The sequence below is a fragment of the Saccharomonospora amisosensis genome, assembly GCF_011761185.1.
GTDB lineage: Bacteria > Actinomycetota > Actinomycetes > Mycobacteriales > Pseudonocardiaceae > Saccharomonospora_A > Saccharomonospora_A amisosensis.
In genome coordinates, this window is sequence record NZ_JAAOYM010000002.1 from 251,837 (window position 1) to 271,022 (window position 19,186).

General features: G+C 69.4%; 18 protein-coding genes. 10 read left to right on the forward strand and 8 right to left on the reverse strand.

Annotated features, from left to right (window positions below):
- Nucleotides 1-20: 20 nt before the first annotated feature.
- From FHU38_RS24350 to FHU38_RS24360, 3 genes are all read right to left on the reverse strand, one after another.
- Nucleotides 21-2,720: an AfsR/SARP family transcriptional regulator gene (locus FHU38_RS24350; protein ID WP_167176781.1), complete on the reverse strand. Its 2,700-nt coding sequence runs from the start codon at nucleotides 2,718-2,720 to the stop codon at nucleotides 21-23.
- 64 nt (nucleotides 2,721-2,784) lie between these two features.
- Nucleotides 2,785-3,717 carry a type I pantothenate kinase gene (gene coaA, locus FHU38_RS24355; RefSeq protein ID WP_167176783.1) on the reverse strand — a complete coding sequence of 311 codons (933 nt, stop codon included), beginning with the start codon at nucleotides 3,715-3,717 and terminating at the stop codon, nucleotides 2,785-2,787.
- A gap of 296 nt (nucleotides 3,718-4,013) precedes the next feature.
- Nucleotides 4,014-4,628 carry a macro domain-containing protein gene (locus FHU38_RS24360; RefSeq protein WP_167176785.1) on the reverse strand — a complete coding sequence of 205 codons (615 nt, stop codon included), beginning with the start codon at nucleotides 4,626-4,628 and terminating at the stop codon, nucleotides 4,014-4,016.
- Nucleotides 4,629-4,717: 89 nt separating this feature from the next.
- Here FHU38_RS24360 and pheA point away from each other — a divergent pair, with 89 nt between their 5' ends.
- From pheA to FHU38_RS24375, 3 genes are all read left to right on the forward strand, one after another.
- The gene (gene pheA / locus FHU38_RS24365) at nucleotides 4,718-5,626 is read left to right on the forward strand and encodes a prephenate dehydratase (RefSeq protein ID WP_167176787.1); all 909 of its coding nucleotides are present in this window, start codon (nucleotides 4,718-4,720) and stop codon (nucleotides 5,624-5,626) included.
- Nucleotides 5,623-6,243 (forward strand): histidine phosphatase family protein, encoded by a 621-nt coding sequence (locus tag FHU38_RS24370; RefSeq protein WP_167176790.1) that lies wholly within the window; start codon nucleotides 5,623-5,625, stop codon nucleotides 6,241-6,243. The genes pheA and FHU38_RS24370 overlap by 4 nt, the downstream gene beginning before the upstream one ends.
- Before the next feature lie 98 nt (nucleotides 6,244-6,341).
- Nucleotides 6,342-7,022, forward strand: a complete 681-nt coding sequence (locus FHU38_RS24375) for a DUF4232 domain-containing protein (protein ID WP_167176792.1) — start codon at nucleotides 6,342-6,344, stop codon at nucleotides 7,020-7,022.
- Between the two features lie 3 nt (nucleotides 7,023-7,025).
- Here FHU38_RS24375 and FHU38_RS24380 read toward each other — a convergent pair whose 3' ends face one another.
- The 3 genes from FHU38_RS24380 to FHU38_RS24390 all read right to left on the reverse strand — a co-directional run bounded on the left by FHU38_RS24380 (nucleotide 7,026) and on the right by FHU38_RS24390 (nucleotide 9,850).
- Complete coding sequence (locus tag FHU38_RS24380) at nucleotides 7,026-8,213, reverse strand: MFS transporter (protein WP_167177220.1); 1,188 nt, start codon at nucleotides 8,211-8,213, stop codon at nucleotides 7,026-7,028.
- 223 nt (nucleotides 8,214-8,436) lie between these two features.
- Nucleotides 8,437-8,787, reverse strand: a complete 351-nt coding sequence (locus FHU38_RS24385) for a metallopeptidase family protein (RefSeq protein WP_167176794.1) — start codon at nucleotides 8,785-8,787, stop codon at nucleotides 8,437-8,439.
- A 4-nt stretch (nucleotides 8,788-8,791) separates the two neighbouring features.
- Complete coding sequence (locus FHU38_RS24390) at nucleotides 8,792-9,850, reverse strand: septum formation family protein (protein ID WP_167176796.1); 1,059 nt, start codon at nucleotides 9,848-9,850, stop codon at nucleotides 8,792-8,794.
- Between the two features lie 89 nt (nucleotides 9,851-9,939).
- Between FHU38_RS24390 and FHU38_RS24395 the strand changes: the two genes are divergently transcribed.
- From FHU38_RS24395 to serS, 5 genes are read left to right on the forward strand one after another with little or no spacing between them, the layout of a single operon-like run.
- Nucleotides 9,940-10,536 carry a hypothetical protein gene (locus tag FHU38_RS24395; protein WP_167176798.1) on the forward strand — a complete coding sequence of 199 codons (597 nt, stop codon included), beginning with the start codon at nucleotides 9,940-9,942 and terminating at the stop codon, nucleotides 10,534-10,536.
- Nucleotides 10,537-11,703: a glutathionylspermidine synthase family protein gene (locus FHU38_RS24400; RefSeq protein ID WP_167176800.1), complete on the forward strand. Its 1,167-nt coding sequence runs from the start codon at nucleotides 10,537-10,539 to the stop codon at nucleotides 11,701-11,703.
- A gap of 43 nt (nucleotides 11,704-11,746) precedes the next feature.
- Nucleotides 11,747-12,193 carry a DUF350 domain-containing protein gene (locus FHU38_RS24405; RefSeq protein ID WP_167176802.1) on the forward strand — a complete coding sequence of 149 codons (447 nt, stop codon included), beginning with the start codon at nucleotides 11,747-11,749 and terminating at the stop codon, nucleotides 12,191-12,193.
- 17 nt (nucleotides 12,194-12,210) lie between these two features.
- Nucleotides 12,211-13,122, forward strand: coding sequence for a haloalkane dehalogenase (locus tag FHU38_RS24410; protein WP_167176804.1), 912 nt, complete (start codon nucleotides 12,211-12,213; stop codon nucleotides 13,120-13,122).
- Between the two features lie 60 nt (nucleotides 13,123-13,182).
- Nucleotides 13,183-14,451, forward strand: coding sequence for a serine--tRNA ligase (gene serS, locus FHU38_RS24415; RefSeq protein WP_167176806.1), 1,269 nt, complete (start codon nucleotides 13,183-13,185; stop codon nucleotides 14,449-14,451).
- Here the strand turns inward: serS and FHU38_RS24420 are convergent.
- Nucleotides 14,413-15,291, reverse strand: coding sequence for a maleate cis-trans isomerase family protein (locus FHU38_RS24420; RefSeq protein WP_167176808.1), 879 nt, complete (start codon nucleotides 15,289-15,291; stop codon nucleotides 14,413-14,415). The two genes, serS and FHU38_RS24420, sit on opposite strands and share 39 nt — an antisense overlap.
- Before the next feature lie 85 nt (nucleotides 15,292-15,376).
- Between FHU38_RS24420 and FHU38_RS24425 the strand changes: the two genes are divergently transcribed.
- On the forward strand, nucleotides 15,377-16,327 hold the full coding sequence (locus FHU38_RS24425; RefSeq protein WP_167176810.1) for a DUF3558 family protein: 951 nt from the start codon (nucleotides 15,377-15,379) through the stop codon (nucleotides 16,325-16,327).
- Here FHU38_RS24425 and lhgO read toward each other — a convergent pair whose 3' ends face one another.
- Nucleotides 16,328-17,524, reverse strand: a complete 1,197-nt coding sequence (lhgO, locus tag FHU38_RS24430; protein ID WP_167176811.1) for an L-2-hydroxyglutarate oxidase — start codon at nucleotides 17,522-17,524, stop codon at nucleotides 16,328-16,330.
- Between the two features lie 203 nt (nucleotides 17,525-17,727).
- On the opposite strand from lhgO, the gene FHU38_RS24435 reads away from it, so the two are divergent.
- Entirely contained in the window at nucleotides 17,728-19,140 is a 1,413-nt protein-coding gene (locus tag FHU38_RS24435; protein ID WP_167177222.1) for an AMP-binding protein, read from the forward strand.
- The last annotated feature ends 46 nt before the right edge of the window (nucleotides 19,141-19,186 follow it).

Below are 19,186 nucleotides of genomic sequence, written 5' to 3' on the forward strand. Positions count from 1 at the left end.
CCGCCGCGTGCGGGAGGGCCTCACGGTTGCCAGGTGCCGAACCAAACCGCGATCGCGCGGGCGGCCCCGTCGGCGACCTCGGCCGCCGCGAGGTGATCGCCGGGCGGAGGCTCGGAGCGAAGCCGCTGCGCCGCTTGCCGGTCACCCGCGGCGGTTAGCAGGTCGGCCGCGACGCCGACGGCTGCGACGGTGTCGGGCAGCACACGGGCACGCCTGCAGTGCCAGAGCGCCTCCTGCAGCAGCTTCGCCGCTTCCGGCACCCTGCCCAGCCGGACCAGCGCGGCCGCAAGCGTTGTCGTCGCCCAGCGGTTCACCACGGCGGCACCCGCCGCCACGGCCTGCGCCCGAGCGGTTCGCAGGATGGCGGCACCCGCCGCGGTGTCGGTGCGCACCCGCACTTCGCCCTCGACGTAGCGGGCGAACGCGAGCCGGTCGGCCGCGCCGGACGCTTCCGCCAATCCGACCGCGTCGGCGGCGGTGCGCCGTGCCTCGTCGTGGCTGCCCTTGCGTGCCGCGGCAAGTGCGGACAGGGCCAGTGCGTCGACCCGGCAGCGCTCGGTCAGGTCGGGCACGGCCGTGAGCTCCGCACAGCTGGCGGCAGCCCCGACAGGATCGCCCCATAGCAGCCGCGCGCTCGCCAGCGAGTGCAGTGCCAGGTAGCGCTCCTCGGTAGTGGTCGCCGACTCCGCGGCCTTCGTGGCCAGCCGCAACGCTTCCTCGACGTGGCCGAGGTGCACGGCCGCCCCCGCACCCGAAGCCACAGCCAACGCGTGCTCAGTGTCGGTGCGCGCCACCCGCAGCCGCCAGGCGAGCAGGCCGGGCTCGCAGCGGTACGGCGAAAGCAGCCCGAGGTGGCCGGTCACATCGGCGGCCAGCGGCGGGTCCTCGACTTCCGCCCAACGCAGCGCGCCCGCGATGTCGGTGGCCGCCTTGTGCACGCTCCACGCGGCGGAAGGGAAGTCCTCAGCGGCGCGGCGAGTGGCGGCCACGACGGTTTCGCGGCACCAGCGGGCGTGCCGCTCGCGCACCTTGGGTTCGTGGTCCGAACCGGACAGTCGCGTCGCCGCGATCCGCCGAAGCTGGTCCGGCAGCCGGTATCGCGCCTGCGCCGCTGTGCCGTCGGTGGTCAGCAGCCGCGCTCCGGTGAGGCGCCGCAGCAGACTTTCGACGTCGCCACCATCGGTTACAACGGCTCGGCAGGAGGCGAGATCGAAGTCCCTGTGGAACACGGCCAGGGCGGCCAGCAGGTCCCGTTCGGCGTTGCCCGAGTCCTCGTAGCACCACTCGGCGATGTCGGGCGGCCACTGTGCAGGTGGCTGCCCTTCGCGGGAGGCGAGCCGTGCCGCCAGCAACTCAACCGATAGTGGAAGGCAGTCCAGGCCACGCAACACCGCGCGGGCGAGTTCGGCTTCGGCCTGCGTGGCGGGAAAACCGGTGCCGGCTTCCCCTGCCCGCTCAAGGAAGAGTTGGCCCGCGGGCGAGGCGAGCGGGTCGGTCGCCGGGTCGACGGGCAGTGGCCCGAGCGCAAGCACCTGCTCACCGCCGAGACCGAGCCGGACCCGGCTGGTGGCAAGGACCGTCACGGCGTGGCAGCGCCACTGGATGCGCCTTAGCAGGCCCCGCACGGCGTAGAGCACGTGCTCGCAGCCGTCCAGTACGAGCACCTGCCGCCTGCCGATGAGGTACTCGGTAACGGCAGCGGCAGCGGACTCCCCGTCGCCGTCGGTTTGCACTCCGAGCGCCGCGGCCACTGCGAGTGCGACGGTGTCGCCGTCCTGGTCCGTCAACGGGACCACGGCGACCGGATCGGCCACAACGGAGACCGCTTCCAGCGCCAGCCGGGTCTTGCCTGCCCCAGGCCTGCCCACCACGGTCACGATCCCGTCGCGTCGCAGCATCGCGGTCAGCCGGGCGAGCTCGGGTTGCCTGCCCACGAAACCGCTCGCCGGTGGTGCCGCGGTACCACGCAGGCGTGGCGGTGGGCTTCCCGTAACGGCGTGGTAGGTGCACCGCAGCTCGCTGCCGGGTTCGGCGCCCAGTTCGGTGGCGAGCCGATCGCGCAGCAGCTCGTACTGCCTGGCGGCATCCGCCGTCCTGCCGATGCCGTGCAGCGCCCACATCGCGTAACCGCAGGCGCGTTCCCGGTGCGGCTGCACCTCAAGCAGCGCGAGCAGCCGCTGTGCCGCCCGCACCGGGTCGCCGAGTTGCAGTTCCCTGATCGCCAGGTCCTCGACGGCGCGCAACCGGAGTTGCTTCAGCCGGACCGCCTCCGGGTGGTCCAGGCCTGCGTCGCGTAGTTGTGGCAGTGGCTCGCCCCGCCACATCGTGAGCGCGCCGGTGAGCAGTTCGACGGCCCCGGCGGGGTCGGACCAGCGCGCGGTCTCGATGAGCCACTCGAAGTACACCGCGTCGATGCGTTGCGGGTCGATGCGCAGCACGTACCCGGCGGGTGACCAGGTTACGTCGCCGTCCGGTGCCAGCAACGTGCGCAGCCTGGAGATCCGGGTGTAGAGCGAATCGTGCGGGTTGGCCGGTTTCTCGGTGCCCGCCCACGCGGCCGCGATCAGTTCCGATTCGGAGACCGGCTGGTTGGCGTTGACCAGCAGTGTCGCCAGCACCACCCGAAGCGCCGGGTCGGCGATCGGTTCGTCGTGGTCACGCCTGCGGACACATGGGGGGCCGAGAACGCTCACGAGTACCCGGCGCGTCGCCTTGTCCATCCTGAATATCGTCAGGCCGGGCGCGCCCGACGGCCAGGCGTGGAAACAGCCGGAACGGGTGAATTCAGAGCTTACGAAGTCGCACGCGGTTGATCGCGTGGTCGGCGTCCTTGCGCAGCACCAGTGTGGCGCGCGGTCTGGTGGGTCGGATGTTCTCGATCAGGTTCGGCTCGTTGATCGTCTTCCACAGATGCCGTGCCTCGGTCCTGGCCTCGTCGTCCGGCAGGCTGGCGAAGTGGTGGAAGTGCGAGTTGGGGTCGGCGAACGCGGTGTGCCGCAACTCGAGGAACCGCTCCACATACCACTGCTCGATGTCCGCGGTGTGCGCGTCGACGTAGATCGAGAAGTCGAACAGGTCCGACACCGTCAGCCGGGGGCCGGGTTGCAGCACGTTGAGGCCCTCCAGGATCAGGATGTCCGGCCTGCGCACCACCTGCTCCTCGCCGGGAAGGATGTCGTAGGCCAGGTGTGAGTAGACGGGTGCACGAACCTCCTCGGCGCCGGACTTCACGTCGGTGACGAACCGCAGCAGCGCCCTGCGGTCGTAGCTCTCCGGGAAGCCCTTCCTGTGCATGATCCCCCTGCGCACCAGCTCAGCACGGGGGTGCAGGAAGCCGTCAGTGGTGACAAGGTCCACTCGGGGATGGTCCGGCCAGCGGGCAAGCAGGGTACGCAGGATGCGGGCGGTAGTGGACTTGCCGACCGCGACGCTGCCCGCGATGCCGATGACGAACGGCACCTTGGTGCCGTGGGCGTCGTCGCCGAGGAACGTCGTGGTCGCCTCGTACAGCTGCTGCCGCGCCGCCACCTGCAGGTTGATGAGTCGCGAGAGCGGCAGGTACACCTCGGCGACCTCGGTGAGGTCGATCTTCTCGCCGAGCCCTCTCAGCCGCACCAGTTCGTCTGCGGTGAGCGGCAGCGGGGTGGAGCGGCGCAACTCACGCCACTGATCACGCTGCAGCTCGACATAGGGGCTCAGCTCACGGACCCGTGGCATACGCTCACTCCTTGCCCGTCGATGGGCCAGCGCCGTACATCTGCGTAACCGCAGATTCAACGGTAGGTCGGTTGCCGGATGAACCGACTGTGACCTTCTCCACGCCACCGCGCGCCGGAGCCGGTGGCGGACGGTTCCGCTGAAGCCCGCGAACGCGGCAAGTACCAGGTGTTCGCCGAGCGACACCTCGAAGCTGACGCTGTGGTGATGCTGACCGCCACCTCACGCGGAAGGGAGAGTCGAAGGCCGCGCGGTCGGCGGTACCCGAGCACGGCCACGGCTGACCGTGAGCGGTGTCAGCCGCGTTCGAAGACCTCGGTCCACGCGGCAGCGACCTGCCGGGCGCACGTCATGGGCGGGATACCACCCACACCGGTGCCGAGGCCGGGCATGGCGATGGTCTGCACGGCCTCGCTGATCTGGACGCCGTGTTCGAACCTGCCTTCGCGCCAAAGCTGGAAGACCGCTCGCGCGGCGAGATAGGGATGCACGGAGTCCTCCGGCAACCGTTCACCCGGCTGCCGCATCGTTGGCGCACTGATCAGCCACTCCGGGGCCACCTCGCCGGTCGGCACCACTACCGCCTCCCCGATCGGCAACTCGCCGCCGTGGTAGGCAAGCACGGTGCTGCGCACCTGCTGTTCGATGCCGGGGAACGCCCTGGCGTAGACGGCGTCGATGCCGCCGCGCATCCAACCGTAGGAGTTCGCCGGGCTCACCACCGCCTGCGCGGCCACGTCGAGTACCGATCCATGGTGCACGTGCACCGAACCCGAAACCGTGTCGCGTACCGTCTGCCAAGCTCTCGCCAGCGGCTCGTCGACCGCGCACAACACCAACTCTGGCAGGTGCGGTGGAGTGGCTGCCGTGCCGGACCCGTTTCGTGCCTGCGTGCCTGATTCGGCGGTCACAACTACAGCATCGCAAAAAAGACGCCGCCTGGTAACCGCCGGTCCTACCGGCCATGCGAGTGAGAGTGGTCTCACCGTAGCCTTGCCTGGTGTCACGGATCGCCTACTTCGGACCCCAGGGAACCTTCACCGAGCAGGCCGCGCGCCGACTGGCAGCCGACGATGAGCTGTTCCCGGTGGAGACGATCTCGGCAGCGCTGACAGCCGTCCGTAAGGGCGAGGCCGCCGGTGCCTGCGTGCCGGTCGAGAACTCGGTGGAGGGCGCCGTCACCGCGACGCTCGACGGGCTCGCCGAGGACGCCCCACTCGTGGCCGTCGCGGAGGAGTTGCTTGCCGTGCACTTCAGCGTGCTCACCCGCGACGACGTCGACACGGTACGCACGGTCGCCAGCCACCCCCACGCCCTTGCTCAGGTCAGGCAGTGGCTCGCGGCCAACCTTCCGCAGGCCCGCACCGTCGTCGCGTCGTCAACGGCGGCGGCCGCCGTGGCCGTGCAACGAGGGGAGTACGACGCCGCTGTCGCCGCTCCGGTTGCCGTCGAGCACTATCCACTGCGCGTACTTGCCACCGGTGTCGCCGACGTGCCCGACGCAAGGACGCGTTTCCTGCTGCTGCGCCCGCCGGGCACGCTGCCAGGGCCGACCGGCCACGACCGCACCTCGATCGTGGCCGCGGCGGCCAACCGCACCGGCGCGCTCGCCGAACTGCTCACCGAGTTGGCGTTTCGCGGCATCAACCTCACGCGTCTGGACGCGCGCCCGATCAAAGGCAACTTCGGTCTCTACCGGTTCTTCATCGACTTCGAGGGGCATGTCATCGAACCGAGGATCGGCGACGCGCTCGCCGCGCTTCGCCGCCGCTGCAACAACGTCCGCTTTCTCGGCTCGCACCCGAGGGCGGACGGGGTGGCCGCGACCATCGAGCAAGGAGCGGCCAACCAGGACTTCGTGAACGCGGCAGACTGGGTCGCCGCCGTGAGAAGGGGAGAACTGGCGTGAGGCTCTACCTGGTCCGGCATGCGCAGAGCACCGCCAACGTGCTGCGGACGCTGAACACCGCGCTACCGGGCCCACCGCTGACCGACCTCGGCAGGCAGCAGGCGCAGGCACTGGCGCAGCGGCTGGGTGACGAGCCGGTCGCGGCCGTCTACGCATCGCACGCGACGCGGGCCCAGCAGACCGCCCAGCCACTGGCCGCGGCGTTGTCGATGGAGGTAAACCCACTGGACGGGGTGCACGAGGTGAACGTCGGCGATCTGGAGGATCGCGGCGACCCAGAGGCGATCGAAACCTATTTCAAGGTCGTGCACCCGTGGACCCAGGGCGACCTCAGCCCCTCCATGCCGGGCGGGGAGAGCGGGCACGAGGTGCGCGAGCGGTTCCTCGGTGCGGTCGAACGGCTGCGCGGTCTGCACGCGGAGCGGCACGCCGACGGGGTTGTCGTCGTGGTCAGTCACGGTGGCGCGATCCGGCTGGGTGCCGAATGGATGTCGCGCAACGTCACCTCGGAGGTCGCGGACAAGGGCCTGCTGCCGAACACCGGGATCGTGCGGCTGGAGGCGTTGCCCGACGGTGGCTGGCACTGCCACGACTGGGCCGGCATGACGCTGGGTTGAGCTCCCGGGTCAGTCCGACAATTTCTCACTTGATCGAGGGCAACCCTGTGTGTATCTCACTCGTCCATCGGGTAGCACCATTCCCGAGGAGGCGAGTGATGACCATGAAGCGCGTCGGGAGCCCGGTCGTGGCGCTGGTCGCCACCGGCGTGGCCGTGGTGCTCGGCCTCGCAGGCTGTGGTGGCGGCTCCCAGAACACGGCGGGTTCGGCGCAGTCGCCAGTTCAGTCGCGGCCGAGCGAGGCCCAACGCACCACACAGGCACCGCCGACGGGTGAAGCCGAGAAGGACCCAACGACCAGTGAGTCGGTGCGGGGAAGTGGCATGCCCCCGCAGGGCGAGCCCGCACTGTGCCGGTCGGCGGAGCTGGCACTTTCGCTGGGGCGGGGTTCCGCCGCGGCCGGTACGTACTACCGGCCGCTGCGGTTCACCAACGAGGGCGACAACCCGTGCGTGTTGCGGGGCTTCCCCGGTGTCTCCTACGTCGCGGGGGAGGACGGCCATCAGGTGGGCCCCGCAGCGGAGCGGGAAGGGCCCAAGGGTGGTCCGGTCTCGCTCGAACCGGGCGAGGCCGCCCACGCCGTGGTGGGGTTCGTGCAGGTTCGCAACTACGACCCGGCCGCGTGTGAGCCGACACCGGTCCGCGGGCTGCGCGTGTATCCACCAGGAGAGACCGCCGCCAAGTACGTCGAGGTACCAGGCACCGGCTGTGCGGGCGGGGACATCCCCGGCCACCAGTTGACCGTGCGCACTGTCGAGCCCGGCTCCGGCGGCTCCTGATCGTCAACCGCGCACAGCCAGCGCCGCGGCCGTGGCGAGGGCGAGCTGCGACAACCCCGACACCACGAACGTCGCGCTTGAGCTCCCTAGTGCGTCGGTGAGCACACCGCCGAGCAACGCGCCGGCAGGGATGGCGCCCCAGACCACGGTTCGCCACACCCCGAGCACCCTGCCGAGCAGCTCGTTCGGCACCAGCACGTGCCTCGCCGTCGCGAGCATGACGTTGACGGTCACGATCGCTGCCGCGAACACGCCGAACAGCACGCCGGAAAGCACAGCCTCCTCGCTGGCCCCCATGGCTGTGAACGCCGCGCCCGACACCGCGATGCCACCCGCGAGCACACCGCGCCTGCCGACCCTGTCGAGCAGGCGGGTGGCCGCCGCCGCGCCGGCGAGCCCGCCGACTCCGCCCACGAAGGCGAACACCCCGAAGGCGGCCTCGTCCAGACCGAGGTCCTGCAAGGCGTAGAGCACGAGCTGTGCCTGCGCCAGCTCGGTGGTGAAGCTGAGCAGTCCCGCGACGGCCAGCAGCCTGAGCAGCACCGGGTTGCCGCGCAGCCAGCGAAACCCGCTCGCGACATCAGCACGCACGCCGGAAACCGGGGTCTCACGCGCGGGCGGCCGGTAGCTACCCGCCATCGCCAGCAACAGTGCCGCACCCAGTGCGAACGCCCCGGAGTTGAGCAGGAACGGGAACGCGGCGAACACCGCGAACGTCACGCTGCCCACGGGCCCGCCCACGAACGTCTGCCCGACGATCTCGGTGCCCTGCAGCATGCTGTTGGCCCGCGACAGCCCCTTTCCCCGCACCACATCGGGGATCAGCACGTTCGTCGCGCTGTCGGCGACCGTCTCGGCGGCGCCGACCACCAGCGCGGCCGCGTACACCACCCAGATCGAAGCCAGCCCGAGATGCACGAGCACGCCGGTGGCGGCCACCGCGACCGCCCGTACGATGTTGGCGAGCACGATCGCCGTCCGCCTGTCGACCCGGTCCAGCAGCACGCCGGTCGGTAACGCCAGCAGCAGCCACGGCAGGAACTGGGCGGCGGCGAGCCCCGCGATCAGCACCGGGTCCCTTGTCAAGGTGGCAGCCAGCAGTGGGAATGCCACCTTGGCGATGCCGTCACCGAGGTTGCCCGCCGCGCTCGAGGCGAGCAGCCAGCCCAACCCGCCGCGCAGCCGACGCATCAACGGCCGGGACCTGGCGTGATACCCGCCGCTGCCGTAGCGCACGGCGGCATGGCGGTTGCGATCGACCCGACAGCCGCGGCTCGGCGCGGGCGGCACGCGGCCGGGTGCGGCGTGCACGGGTCAGCGCCGCGCGAGCCCAGGTGGCCGCCGGCGTCGTCGTCGGGTGAACCGCCGCGGCAGCGGCACGGGTCGCCCGGTTCACCGCTCGTCAGAACTCTCCCTATCCCCAGCCGAGTTCGTGCAGCCGCGCGTCGTCGATGCCGAAGTGATGTGCCACCTCGTGGACCACGGTGATCAGCACCTCCTCCACCACGTCGTCCTCGGTGTCGCATATGCCGAGTATGGGTTCGCGGTAGATGGAGATTCGGTCGGGCAGCACCCCGCCGTAGTCGTGACCGCGCTCGGTCAGCGCGACGCCGTGGTAGAGCCCGAGGATGTCGGGCTCGGACTCGTTGCGGTCCTCCACGAGTACCACGACGTTGTCCATGGCGGAGGCGAACTCCGGCGGCAGTTGGTCCAGGGCGTCGGCCACCAGTTCCTCGAACCGGGCGTCGCTCATCTCCACGGCCACGGCCTCACCCGCCGGTGTCCTGCGTTCCGGACTCGGGCGGCTGAGATTCGCCGCCACCACCCGGCGCCTGGTCGGTGTCGCCCTCCTTGCCTTCGCCGGACTTCTCGCCGCCGGTGTTGCCGTCCTTGTTCTCGGGCGGCTTCTCGGACTTCTTCACACTGCCGCGCACCGGTGCGAGCCCGCTGTCGTCGTCCAACACGGCACCGACCTTGCAGTTCACCAGCGTGGAGCCCGCGTCCCAGCTCTCCTTCTCTCGCACGTCCCAGCTCAGGATCAGCCCTTCCTTGGCGAGATCCTTGTCGCCGGTGTACTCCTTGGCGATCTTGGAGCAGGTCGTGTCCAGCCACGTCATCTGCTTGTCGGGTGGGGGGTACTCGTCGAACTCGTCGCGCAGGTCGACGAGACCGACGATCTCGTAGGAGTGTTTGGTGGAACACGAGATCGGGTCGCCCACCGTCTTGCCGACCAGCGCCAGGCACGTGCCCGCCTCCCAGACGTTGGACTGGTTGATCTCGGCTGCGGGTTTGTCCAGCTTCTGCATCTCCCCGCCGGGGCCGACCCACTGCAGCCCGCAGTGCAGCTTGCGGTCGCCTCGTGCCCACTGCTCGGCGTCTGGGCGAAGCACGCCGAGCGTCAGCTTGCCGAACGGGTCGAGCGGCTTGGGCAGGTAATCGCGCGCGATGGTGCCGCAGCGTTCCTCGGTGAGTTTGCGCCAGCCGTCGATGTTCGGTGCCTTGGCCTTGGGGCCGTACTCGTCGGAGATATCCGCCGCACCGACGACTTCGAACAGGTGCTCCTTCTCACACGACACCTTCGAGACGTCGCTGGCGTCGGGTTTGGTCCAAGTCAGGCAGCTTCCAGGAGGTGAGCGGAAGGCCTGCTCCCTCGCCGCGACGATGCGCTGCGCCTCGCGCTCCGCCTTGACCTGCTCGCTCTCGGGTCCCAGCGCGAAAACCCAGGTCACGGACAGCGCGAGCAGTGCGCCGAGGAAGAGGCCGACCATGAGCGCGCGGGTGCGGAGCGCGGCTCTGGTCGAACGTAACCGGACAGGCTGGTCGGACATCGCTGTCCATGATGCCTGTTCTCGCAACGCGGCTGCCGCTGAGCCGATAGGGTGACGTCGCCCCTGTCCCGTGGGTACTGGAGTGTTCGATGACGGACGACCCCGACGAGCTCGACTCGAAGGATCGCAAGCCGCGTGGTTCCATGCGGTTCCAGGACGCCGAAAGCACCACGCCGCGCGAACCCACGCTCGCCGAGCAGCGCGCGCGGAAGAAGGCCGCCGAGCAGGAACGTGAGCGCGAGGTGGCGCGGCAGCGGGAGGCCGAGGCGGCCGAGCACAAGGCCGAGGTCAGGCGGAAGGTGCTGATCGGCGGGGGCGTCACGGTGGGACTCGTGGGTCTGGTCGCGGGCTGGTACGCGGTGGCGGCGCCGGATGAGGTCACCGCCGTGTGCACCGACGCGAACGGAACCGTTGTCCAGAACGACGAGTACTGCGACCGCGACTACGTCACCAGCCACGGTGGCTACTACTCCGGAGGGTTCCTTTTCCTGCCGATGCCGGGCGGCGGTTACCAACAGTACCGCTACAACTACGGCGGCACCGGCAGCGTGGGCAGCACCGTCAGCGGCGGTTCGTATACCCGGCCCGCCAACGCCAACATCAGCACGCCGTCGGGCAAGACGATCCAGCGCGGGGGATTCGGCATCAGCGGCAGCAGCGGATTCGGCAAGAGCGGGGGCTCGTAGTTGCACAGGGAGTCCCGGCAAGCTCGGCCCGACTGGCAACGCATCGTCGCCGAACAGGGGCTCGTCTTCGGCACACCGGCGCGATACGCCTCCGGCAAGGCCCGGCCGTACTGGGACGAGTCGGTGCACTACGTGCTGTCCATGGAGGAGGTGCTCTCCGTGGAGGCCGACGTCGAGTTGCTGCACTCGATGTGCCTGGAAGCCGTCGACCACGTCGTTACGGCACAGCGATACGCCGAGTTCGGAATTCCGGAGTGGGTGTGGCCGCACATCGCCGAGTCGTGGAGGCGCGGCGACCCGCACATCTACGGCCGGTTCGACCTGCGCTACGACGGCAGGGGCCCCGCAAAACTGCTGGAGTACAACGCCGACACCCCGACCTCGCTGCTGGAGGCCGCGGTGGTGCAGTGGCACTGGAAGACCGATGTCTTTCCCGACGACGACCAGTGGAACTCCGTGCACGAACGGCTGGTGGAACGCTGGGAGCAGGTCGGAGGGCGGTTGCCATCCAAGGAACTGCACTTCACCTGGTCCAGCGCCGACCGCACAGGTGAGGACCACATCACAACCTCCTACCTGCAGGAGACGGCGGCGGAGGCAGGACTCGACACCGTGGGCCTTGCCATCGAGGAGATTGGCTGGGACCCACTGCTGAAGCGGTTCGTGGATCTGGAAGAGGCCCCGATGGCCACCGTCGTGAAGCTCTACCCGTGGGAATGGGTGGTCGACGAGGAGTTCGGCCGCTACGCCGTTGAGTCGCTGCCGCGGACCATGTGGATCGAACCGCTGTGGAAGATGCTGCTTTCCAACAAGGCCATCCTCGGTCTGCTGTGGGAGAACTACCCGGGCCACCCCAACCTGCTGCCCGCGTTCAACGACCACCCCGGCGTGCTCACCGAGTACGTGCGCAAGCCCAAGTTGGGTCGGGAAGGAGCCAACGTGCAGATCGTCGCGCCTGGCTACGAGACCCAGACCGGTGGCGTATACGGCGCGGAAGGCCACGTCTACCAGGCGTTCGACCCGCTGCCGGAGTTCGAGGGGTTCAGACCTGCGCTCGGCGCGTGGATCGTCGGGGACGAGTCGGCGGGACTGGGCATCAGGGAAACCTCGGGACTGGTCACCGATGACGGTGCGGCCTTTGTGCCCCACCGCATACCCCAATCGTGATAGGACACGCCCGACACCTTCAACGTCGACCCAGGAGACTGCTGTGCTTGTTGCACTGTCCGACACCTTCGGCACCGACCTCGCCAGGGGCATCGGCGCGATCATGCTCTACGCGATCGTCGGCCTCGTGCTGATGCTCCTCGGTTTCTACGCGATCGACTTCACCACGCCGGGGAGGCTGTCGGAACTCGTGCGGCGCGGCCTGCCGAACGCCGTGGTGGTCACCGCGTCGGGCATGGTGTCCATGGCGTTCATCATCGTGATCGCCATCTGGTCATCGGCGAGCGATCTGGCCGAGGGGCTCATCACCGCGCTGGTCTACGGGCTGATCGGCATCGTGGCGCAGGTGCTCGCGGTGCGGCTGCTTGAGTGGGTCACCCGCATCGACGTGCGTTCCACCATCGAGAGCGACCGGTTCACTCCCGCCAGCTTCGTAGTGGCCGCCGCGCACGTCGCTCTCGGTCTGGTGGTGGCCGTGGCCATCTCCTAACCATTACGGTGGTCGCCGTGCGGCTACTGCGGACACCAGAAGACCGATTCGCCGACCTCCCAGACTTCGACTACCCAGCCCTCTACGCGGACGTGGACCATCCCGTGCACGGGATCGTCCGGATCGGGTATGTGGAAGCCGGTCCGCCGGACGGGCCGACGGTGCTGTTGCTGCACGGCGAGCCGAGTTGGTCCTTTCTGTACCGCAAGTTGTTGCCGGTGCTGGCCGAAGCCGGGCTGCGGGCGATCGCCCCCGACCTGGTCGGGTTCGGCCGTTCCGACAAGCCCGCCGAGGTGACCGACCACACCTACGCCAGGCACGTCGAGTGGATGCGGGCCTTCGCGTTCGACGCGCTCGATCTGCGAGGGCTCACCCTGGTGGGGCAGGACTGGGGTGGGTTGATCGGGCTGCGACTTGTCGCCGAGCACCCGGACCGGTTCGCGGGCGTGGTGGCCGCCAATACCGGGCTGCCGACCGGCGACCACGACATGCCAGCCGTGTGGTGGGACTTCCACGACGCGGTGCAGGACGCTCCCGTGCTGGACGTGGCGCGCTTCGTACAGTCCGGCTGCGTACGCGAACTGTCCGAGCCGGAACGGGAAGCCTACGACGCCCCGTTTCCCAACGAGACGTACAAGGCTGGGCCCAGGGCGGTGCCGGGTCTGGTACCGACCACTCCGGATGATCCGGCCACGGAGGCCAACCGCAGGGCATGGCGGACACTGTCGATCCTCGAGCTGCCATTGTTGTGTGCCTTCTCCGACCGTGACCCGATCACCGGCGGAATGGCACCCATCCTGCGCAGCCGGATGGCGGGCGCCGCGGGTAGGCAGCATCCCACGATCACCGGTGCGGGGCACTTCCTGCAGGAGGACGCAGGCGAGCGGTTGGCAGAGATCGTGGTCGACTTCGTGCGCGAGCTGCACTGAGACAGCAGCGGCGGTACCACGCCGACAGCCGGAAACCGGTGCCGACTACCCTCGGTTGGTGTGATCGACCTCAGGACCTTGCGCGAGGACCCGGACGTCGTGCGCGCCTCCCAGCGCGCCCGAGGTGAGGACGAGGGCGTGGTGGACAGGCTGCTGTCCCTCGACACCACCCGCAGGTCCGCCATCGCCAGCGCCGACACGCTGCGCGCCGAGCAGAAGCAACTCGGCAAGAAGATCGGCAAGGCGTCCGGCGACGAGCGTGAAACGCTGCTCGCGCAAGGAAAGGAGCTGGCCGCACGGGTCAAGGCCGCCGAGAGCGAGCAGGCAAGGGCGAGCGCGGAGTTCGACGAGCTGTACCAGCGGCTTCCCAACCTGGTGCACCCCGAGGTGCCCGCAGGTGGCGAGGACGACTACGTGGTGCTCAAGCACGTCGGCACACCACCGGAGTTCGACTTCACCCCCCGCGATCACCTCGAGCTGGGCGAGGGGCTGCGGGCCGTCGACATGGAACGCGGCGCCAAGGTCTCCGGCGCCAGGTTCTACTTCCTTACCGGCATCGGCGCGCAGTTGCAGCTCGCGCTGCTGAACATGGCGGCGGCGCAGGCAACGGCCAACGGCTTCCAGTTGATGATCCCGCCCGTGCTGGTGCGCCCGGAGGTCATGTCGGGCACCGGCTTCCTCGGCGCGCACGCCTCAGAGGTGTACCAGTTGCCGGATGAGGACCTCTACCTGGTGGGAACCTCGGAGGTTCCGCTCGCCGGGTACCACGCCGACGAGATCCTGGATCTTTCAACAGGGCCGCTGCGGTACGCCGGGTGGTCGTCGTGCTTCCGGCGCGAGGCGGGCTCCTACGGCAAGGACACCAGGGGCATCATCCGCGTGCACCAGTTCGACAAGGTCGAGATGTTCGTCTTCTGCAGGCCGGAGGAGGCAGAGGCCGAACACGAGCGGCTGCTCGGCTGGGAGGAGGAGATGCTCGCCAAGATCGAGGTGCCGTATCGGGTGATCGACACGGCCGCTGGCGACCTCGGCTCCAGCGCGGCTCGCAAGTACGACTGTGAGGCCTGGGTGCCGAGCCAGCAGACCTACCGCGAGCTGACCTCCACCTCCAACTGCACCACCTACCAGGCGCGCAGGTTGTCGGTTCGCTACCGCGACGCCGACGGGCGGCCGCGGATCGCCGCGACACTGAACGGCACACTCGCCACGACCCGTTGGCTCGTGGCGATCCTGGAGAACCACCAGCAGCCGGACGGCTCGGTGCGGGTGCCTGAAGCGATGCGCCCGTTCCTAGGCGGTCGCGAGGTTCTTGCCCCGGTCGGCGAATAGCAGGCCGGGCGCGTCGATCGGGCCGATGCCCGCGGCACGCAGTGCCGCCCACATGGTTACCTGGTTGGCCGTGAGCACGGGTATCGACAGCAGCCGCTCCAGCGGCGCGATGAGGTCGTAGGTCGGCACGTTGGCGCAGGCGATGAACGGCGCGTCGGCACCGGTGGTGCCCACACCCGCCACCGCGCGCAGCACGTCGGAATAGGACAGCTTCCAGATGCCGCCCAGCATGCCAAGCCCCATGCTCGCCGTCGTAACCACACCGAACTCGATGAGAAAGCCGACCAGTCGCTCGGTCACCTCAGCCACGTAAGGGCTGACGATCGCGACCCGGCCCACGCCGAGTTCGGCCAGCGCGCTTACCAATGCACCCGAGGTGGTCACGGCAGCGGGTGCGCCCACCTCCAGCATCGCCGCCACCACGGCGGCCTCTCCGGCCGCGCCTTCGGCGAAGCTGCCGGACGTGCAGGCGTAGGCCACGACGCGCGGCTCAGGAGAGAGTACGTCCCTCGTCGCCCTGCGTACCCCGTGCGGGTCGGCGAGCGCGGTTGCCAGCGGGACCGTCACCGGCTCCGGAAGGTACGGCAGCCGAGTCGAGTGCAGGCACGCACGCTCGTCGAGCCACCGCCACAGCTCGCGGCCCAACGCGAAGTCGAAGGGGGCAACCAGCCCGATGCCGACCTGCTCGGGACCGCCGAACCGTTCGATCTCGGGGAACACCAGGTCAACGCTAGGTTCGGCGCGGCACGGCAGCAGCCTCTCCGGCAGGTTCTTCACGGCCGCGAAACCGAACGTAACCCCGGTGACCCTGCGTCGCCGGATAGGCTGACGGCCGTTCATCTGTCGGCAACACGACCGACCGACACCGGGGGGTCTCGTGCGCGCGAACGCTGCCGTTACGTCAGGCACGGTGTCAGGCACGGTGATGGGCACTGTGTTGGGCACTGTCCTGTTGCTCGCGTCATGTACCAGCACCGTCACCGGTTCTGCGGGTACCGTCGCCGCCCCGCCGCCGAGCACCTCGGGCGTGGAGTCCGGCGAGCCGTGCGCGCTGCTATCCCCAGCGGAAGCCGAATACCTCGGGTTGGCGAAAGAGGGCGAGTTCACCCCCGGTGAGCCGTCGCAGCTCAGTCCACCGTCGTGCACCTGGATGCCGGTCGATCCTGACGTCGACTCACTGACCATCGGGCTGGCCACCGACCTTCCGCTGGTCGACTACGTGGACGGCGTGCAGCCGGAGGAAACCGTCGAGATGGGAGGTCTCAACTGGTCGCGTTACCTCGACCCGGTCGGCGGCGAGTCGGTTTGCCTGTTGGCCACCGAACTGTCGGAAACCTCGTTCGTGACCGTGGTGAGCAGCGACTTCACGACGGCGGAGCAGGCGTGCGAGGTGGCCAAGGCGGCCGCACCCTACGTCGCCGCACGGCTGCCTGGAGGTGACCCCGCTCCGGAGGCGACCCGGCCACCGAGTCCGCTCGTCGACCTCGACCCCTGCACCCTGCTCACCCCCGAGCAGACCGAGCGGTTGGGACTGAAGCCGAACGGCGAGCCCAGCGACGGCGGCGACGAGGAATCGGTCGACTGCTCGTGGGACCCCGCCGTCGACCCCGGCGCCAGTTCGCTCATCATCACCCTCTACCCGAGTCAGGGCACGCTCGACAGTACGGACGAGCCGGCGGAGATCATCGAGGCTTCCGGTTGGAAGTGGCGGCTCTACCCGCAGCCGTCCGGCATCAAGACCGCGTGCGTGGCCGAACTCGATGTCACCGAGCACTCCTCCGCCACGATCTTCGGCGGCCACGACGAGCGGGCGAAGGTGTGCGACACGGTCATGGCGGCGATTCCGATCGTCTCCGCCGCGCTGCCTCCCGCCTAGTCAGCTCACGGAGTCGACCTGGTCGGCGACGTAACCGCCGATCTCGAGTGCGCTCGTCGCCGCGGGGGAAGGCGCATTTAGCACGTGGACCTGGCCGGGTGCACGCTCGATCAGGAAGTCGTCCACCAGCGAACCGTCCTGGCGCAACGCCTGCGCCCGCACGCCTGAGCTGTGCCGCACGATGTCCTGTGTTCCCACGGCGGGCACCAGCCGGGCGATACTGCGGGCGAACAGCCGCCTCGACAGCGACCTGCGTACCTCCGCCAGCCCGGCTCCGAGGGCGTACCTGCGGGCGAGTCGCCAGGTCCCGGGAAAGCCGACGATGTCGGCGACGTCACCGACAGACACATCCGACCAGCGGTAGCCTTCCCTGCGCAGCGCGAGCACCGCGTTCGGCCCCGCGTGCACGCTGCCGTCCAGCATGCGGGTGAGATGCACCCCGAGGAACGGCAGCGCCGGATCGGGTACCGGATAGATCAGGCCGCGAACAAGGTCACAGCGCCCCGGCCGCAGTTCGTAGTACTCGCCCCGAAACGGCACGATGCGGGCGCTTGGACGCACGCCCGCCATGCGCGCCACCCGGTCCGAGTGCAGTCCCGCGCAGTTCACCAACACGTCGGCGGCCAGCACCTCGCCGCCGGTGGCCACCTCGACCCCGCCTGTGGCCCTTGACCGGATGGCGAGTGCGGCGGTACCCAACCGCAACTCGGCGCCCGCGTCGGTGAGCAGCCCCACGAGTGCCTCGCAGACACCGGGAAAGTCGATGATCGCCGTCGATTCCACCCGCAGCGCCCGCACACACGACAGGTGCGGTTCGTACTCGCGTGCCTCGGCGGGCGAGATCATCCGCACGGGCACGCCGTTGGCTTCCGCGCGCTGTGCCAGCTTGGCGAGTGCGGGAAGCTCGGCGCGCGAGGTAGCCACCACCAGCTTGCCGCAAACGCGCACCGGCACCCCGTGCTCGCGTGCGAACGCGACGATCGAGCGGTTGCCCGCGACCGACATCCTGGCCTTCAGTGAACCCGGCCGGTAGTACAGGCCGGCGTGCACCACGCCGGAGTTGTGGCCGGTCTGGTGTGCGCCCCACCGGTGTTCCTTCTCCAGCACGGTGACCCGCGCGCCTCGCAAGGCAAGCTCCCTGGCCACGGCGAGGCCGATGATCCCGCCTCCGATGACCAACACCGAACGCCCTCGCACCCCTGACAGCCTAGGTCCGGGCCGATCTTCCTGGCGAGGTACGGCCGTGCGGGTCCGGTACAGTGAGCGCCCGATCATCGCGTCACATCGAGCACAGGACTCGGTCGGGTCGGGCCGGACCAAGGAGAACAGCCGCCCTCGGCCTGGTCAGCGAGGAGGCGTCGCCCGTGACGGACCATGTGGGCCGACGGGGGGCCGCAGCCATGCAAGGGCTGCTCGCCGACAGCGCGCGGGTAATCGACGCCGAGAGCGGTCGGACGCTGACCGGGGCCGGGCTGCTCGCCGAGGTACGCAGGGTCGGTGAGCGGCTGTGCGCCCTGCCCGAGGGTGTGCTGTTCGCCCGCGCCGACGTCGAACTGGACGGAGTGCTGCACTACCTGGGCGCCTTCGCGGCGGGCAGGGCGATCGCACTCATCGACCCCGCGCTCGACACCCAGTCCCTGCGAAGCCTTGTGGAGCGGTTCCGACCCGCCGCGGTGTTGACACCGCCGCCGATCGCACCACCACCCGGATTCGCCGTTCGGGACGGGCACTGGGTGAGACAGCATGCCGAATGTGTCCTGCCGCACCCGGAGCTGGCCGTGCTGCTGCCGACGAGTGGGTCGACCGGCGCGCCGAAACTGGTGCGGCTGTCACGGCAGGCCGTGCTGTCGAACGCACGTGCCATCGCCGAGGTGCTCGACATCGGGCCAGCGGACGTGGCACCCACGACGCTGCCGTTGCACTACAGCTATGGGTTGTCGGTGCTGAACTCCCATCTCGTGGCGGGCGCGACCGTGGTGGTCGAGCGCGGCGGACCGCTCAGCAAAGGCTTCTTCGACACCGTCACCGCACACGGCGCCACCTCGCTGGCCGGGGTGCCGCAGCACTACGAGGTGCTGCACCGGATCGACTTCGATCCCACCCGTTACCCGAGACTGCACACGCTGACCCAGGCGGGCGGCAAGCTGCGCACCGAGTTGGTCGCGCACTTCCACGAGGTGATGAGCAGCGCGGGTGGACGGATGTTCGTGATGTACGGGCAGACAGAGGCCGCGCCGAGGATGGCCACCGTGCCCGCCGAACGACTGGGCGAGAAGCTGGGCTCCGCCGGGGTCGCCCTACCCGGTGGAGCGTTCTCGATTCGCAGGGGTGACGGCGAGGAAACCACCCACCCCAAGATCGTCGGTGAGGTGGTGTACCGGGGACCGAACGTGATGATGGGCTACGCCGAAAGCGAGGCCGAACTCGCACACGGCGACGACATGGGCGGCGTGCTCGATACCGGCGACCTCGGCTACCTCGACGAGGAGCAGTACCTGTTCATCACCGGACGGCTCAAGCGCATCGGCTCGGTGTTCGGTAACCGGGTGAGCCTCGACGACCTCGAGCAGGCCGTGCGCGCGGGCCACACCGGCATCGAGGTGGTGGCTGCCGTTCCCGCCGACGACAAGGTGGTGCTGTTCGCGCAGGGCGCGGGCAAGGAGACGTGCCGGGCCGTCTCTTCCGACCTCGCCGACCGCCTCCACCTGCACGTCAGCGGGTTCGACGTGCGCGGTGTCGACACCGTGCCACTGCTGGCGAGCGGAAAGGTGGACTACCGGCAGCTCGAACGGCTGGTGCGGGAAGAGTCCTAGGCCGACCCTTCTCCTCGCGGGCCAGGTTTGACCAGGTAGTTTGCCC

Excerpts from the sequence above, each read along its gene's own strand:
- FHU38_RS24435 (WP_167177222.1), top strand. The coding sequence starts at position 17,728 with ATGCAAGGGCTGCTCGCCGACAGCGCGCGGGTAATCGACGCCGAGAGC.
- FHU38_RS24390 (WP_167176796.1), bottom strand. The coding sequence starts at position 9,850 with ATGTCCGACCAGCCTGTCCGGTTACGTTCGACCAGAGCCGCGCTCCGC.
- FHU38_RS24395 (WP_167176798.1), top strand. The coding sequence starts at position 9,940 with ATGACGGACGACCCCGACGAGCTCGACTCGAAGGATCGCAAGCCGCGT.
- FHU38_RS24420 (WP_167176808.1), bottom strand. The coding sequence starts at position 15,291 with ATGAACGGCCGTCAGCCTATCCGGCGACGCAGGGTCACCGGGGTTACG.
- FHU38_RS24350 (WP_167176781.1), bottom strand. The coding sequence starts at position 2,720 with ATGGACAAGGCGACGCGCCGGGTACTCGTGAGCGTTCTCGGCCCCCCA.
- coaA (WP_167176783.1), bottom strand. The coding sequence starts at position 3,717 with ATGCCACGGGTCCGTGAGCTGAGCCCCTATGTCGAGCTGCAGCGTGAT.
- FHU38_RS24375 (WP_167176792.1), top strand. The coding sequence starts at position 6,342 with ATGACCATGAAGCGCGTCGGGAGCCCGGTCGTGGCGCTGGTCGCCACC.
- FHU38_RS24425 (WP_167176810.1), top strand. The coding sequence starts at position 15,377 with ATGGGCACTGTGTTGGGCACTGTCCTGTTGCTCGCGTCATGTACCAGC.
- FHU38_RS24380 (WP_167177220.1), bottom strand. The coding sequence starts at position 8,213 with ATGCGTCGGCTGCGCGGCGGGTTGGGCTGGCTGCTCGCCTCGAGCGCG.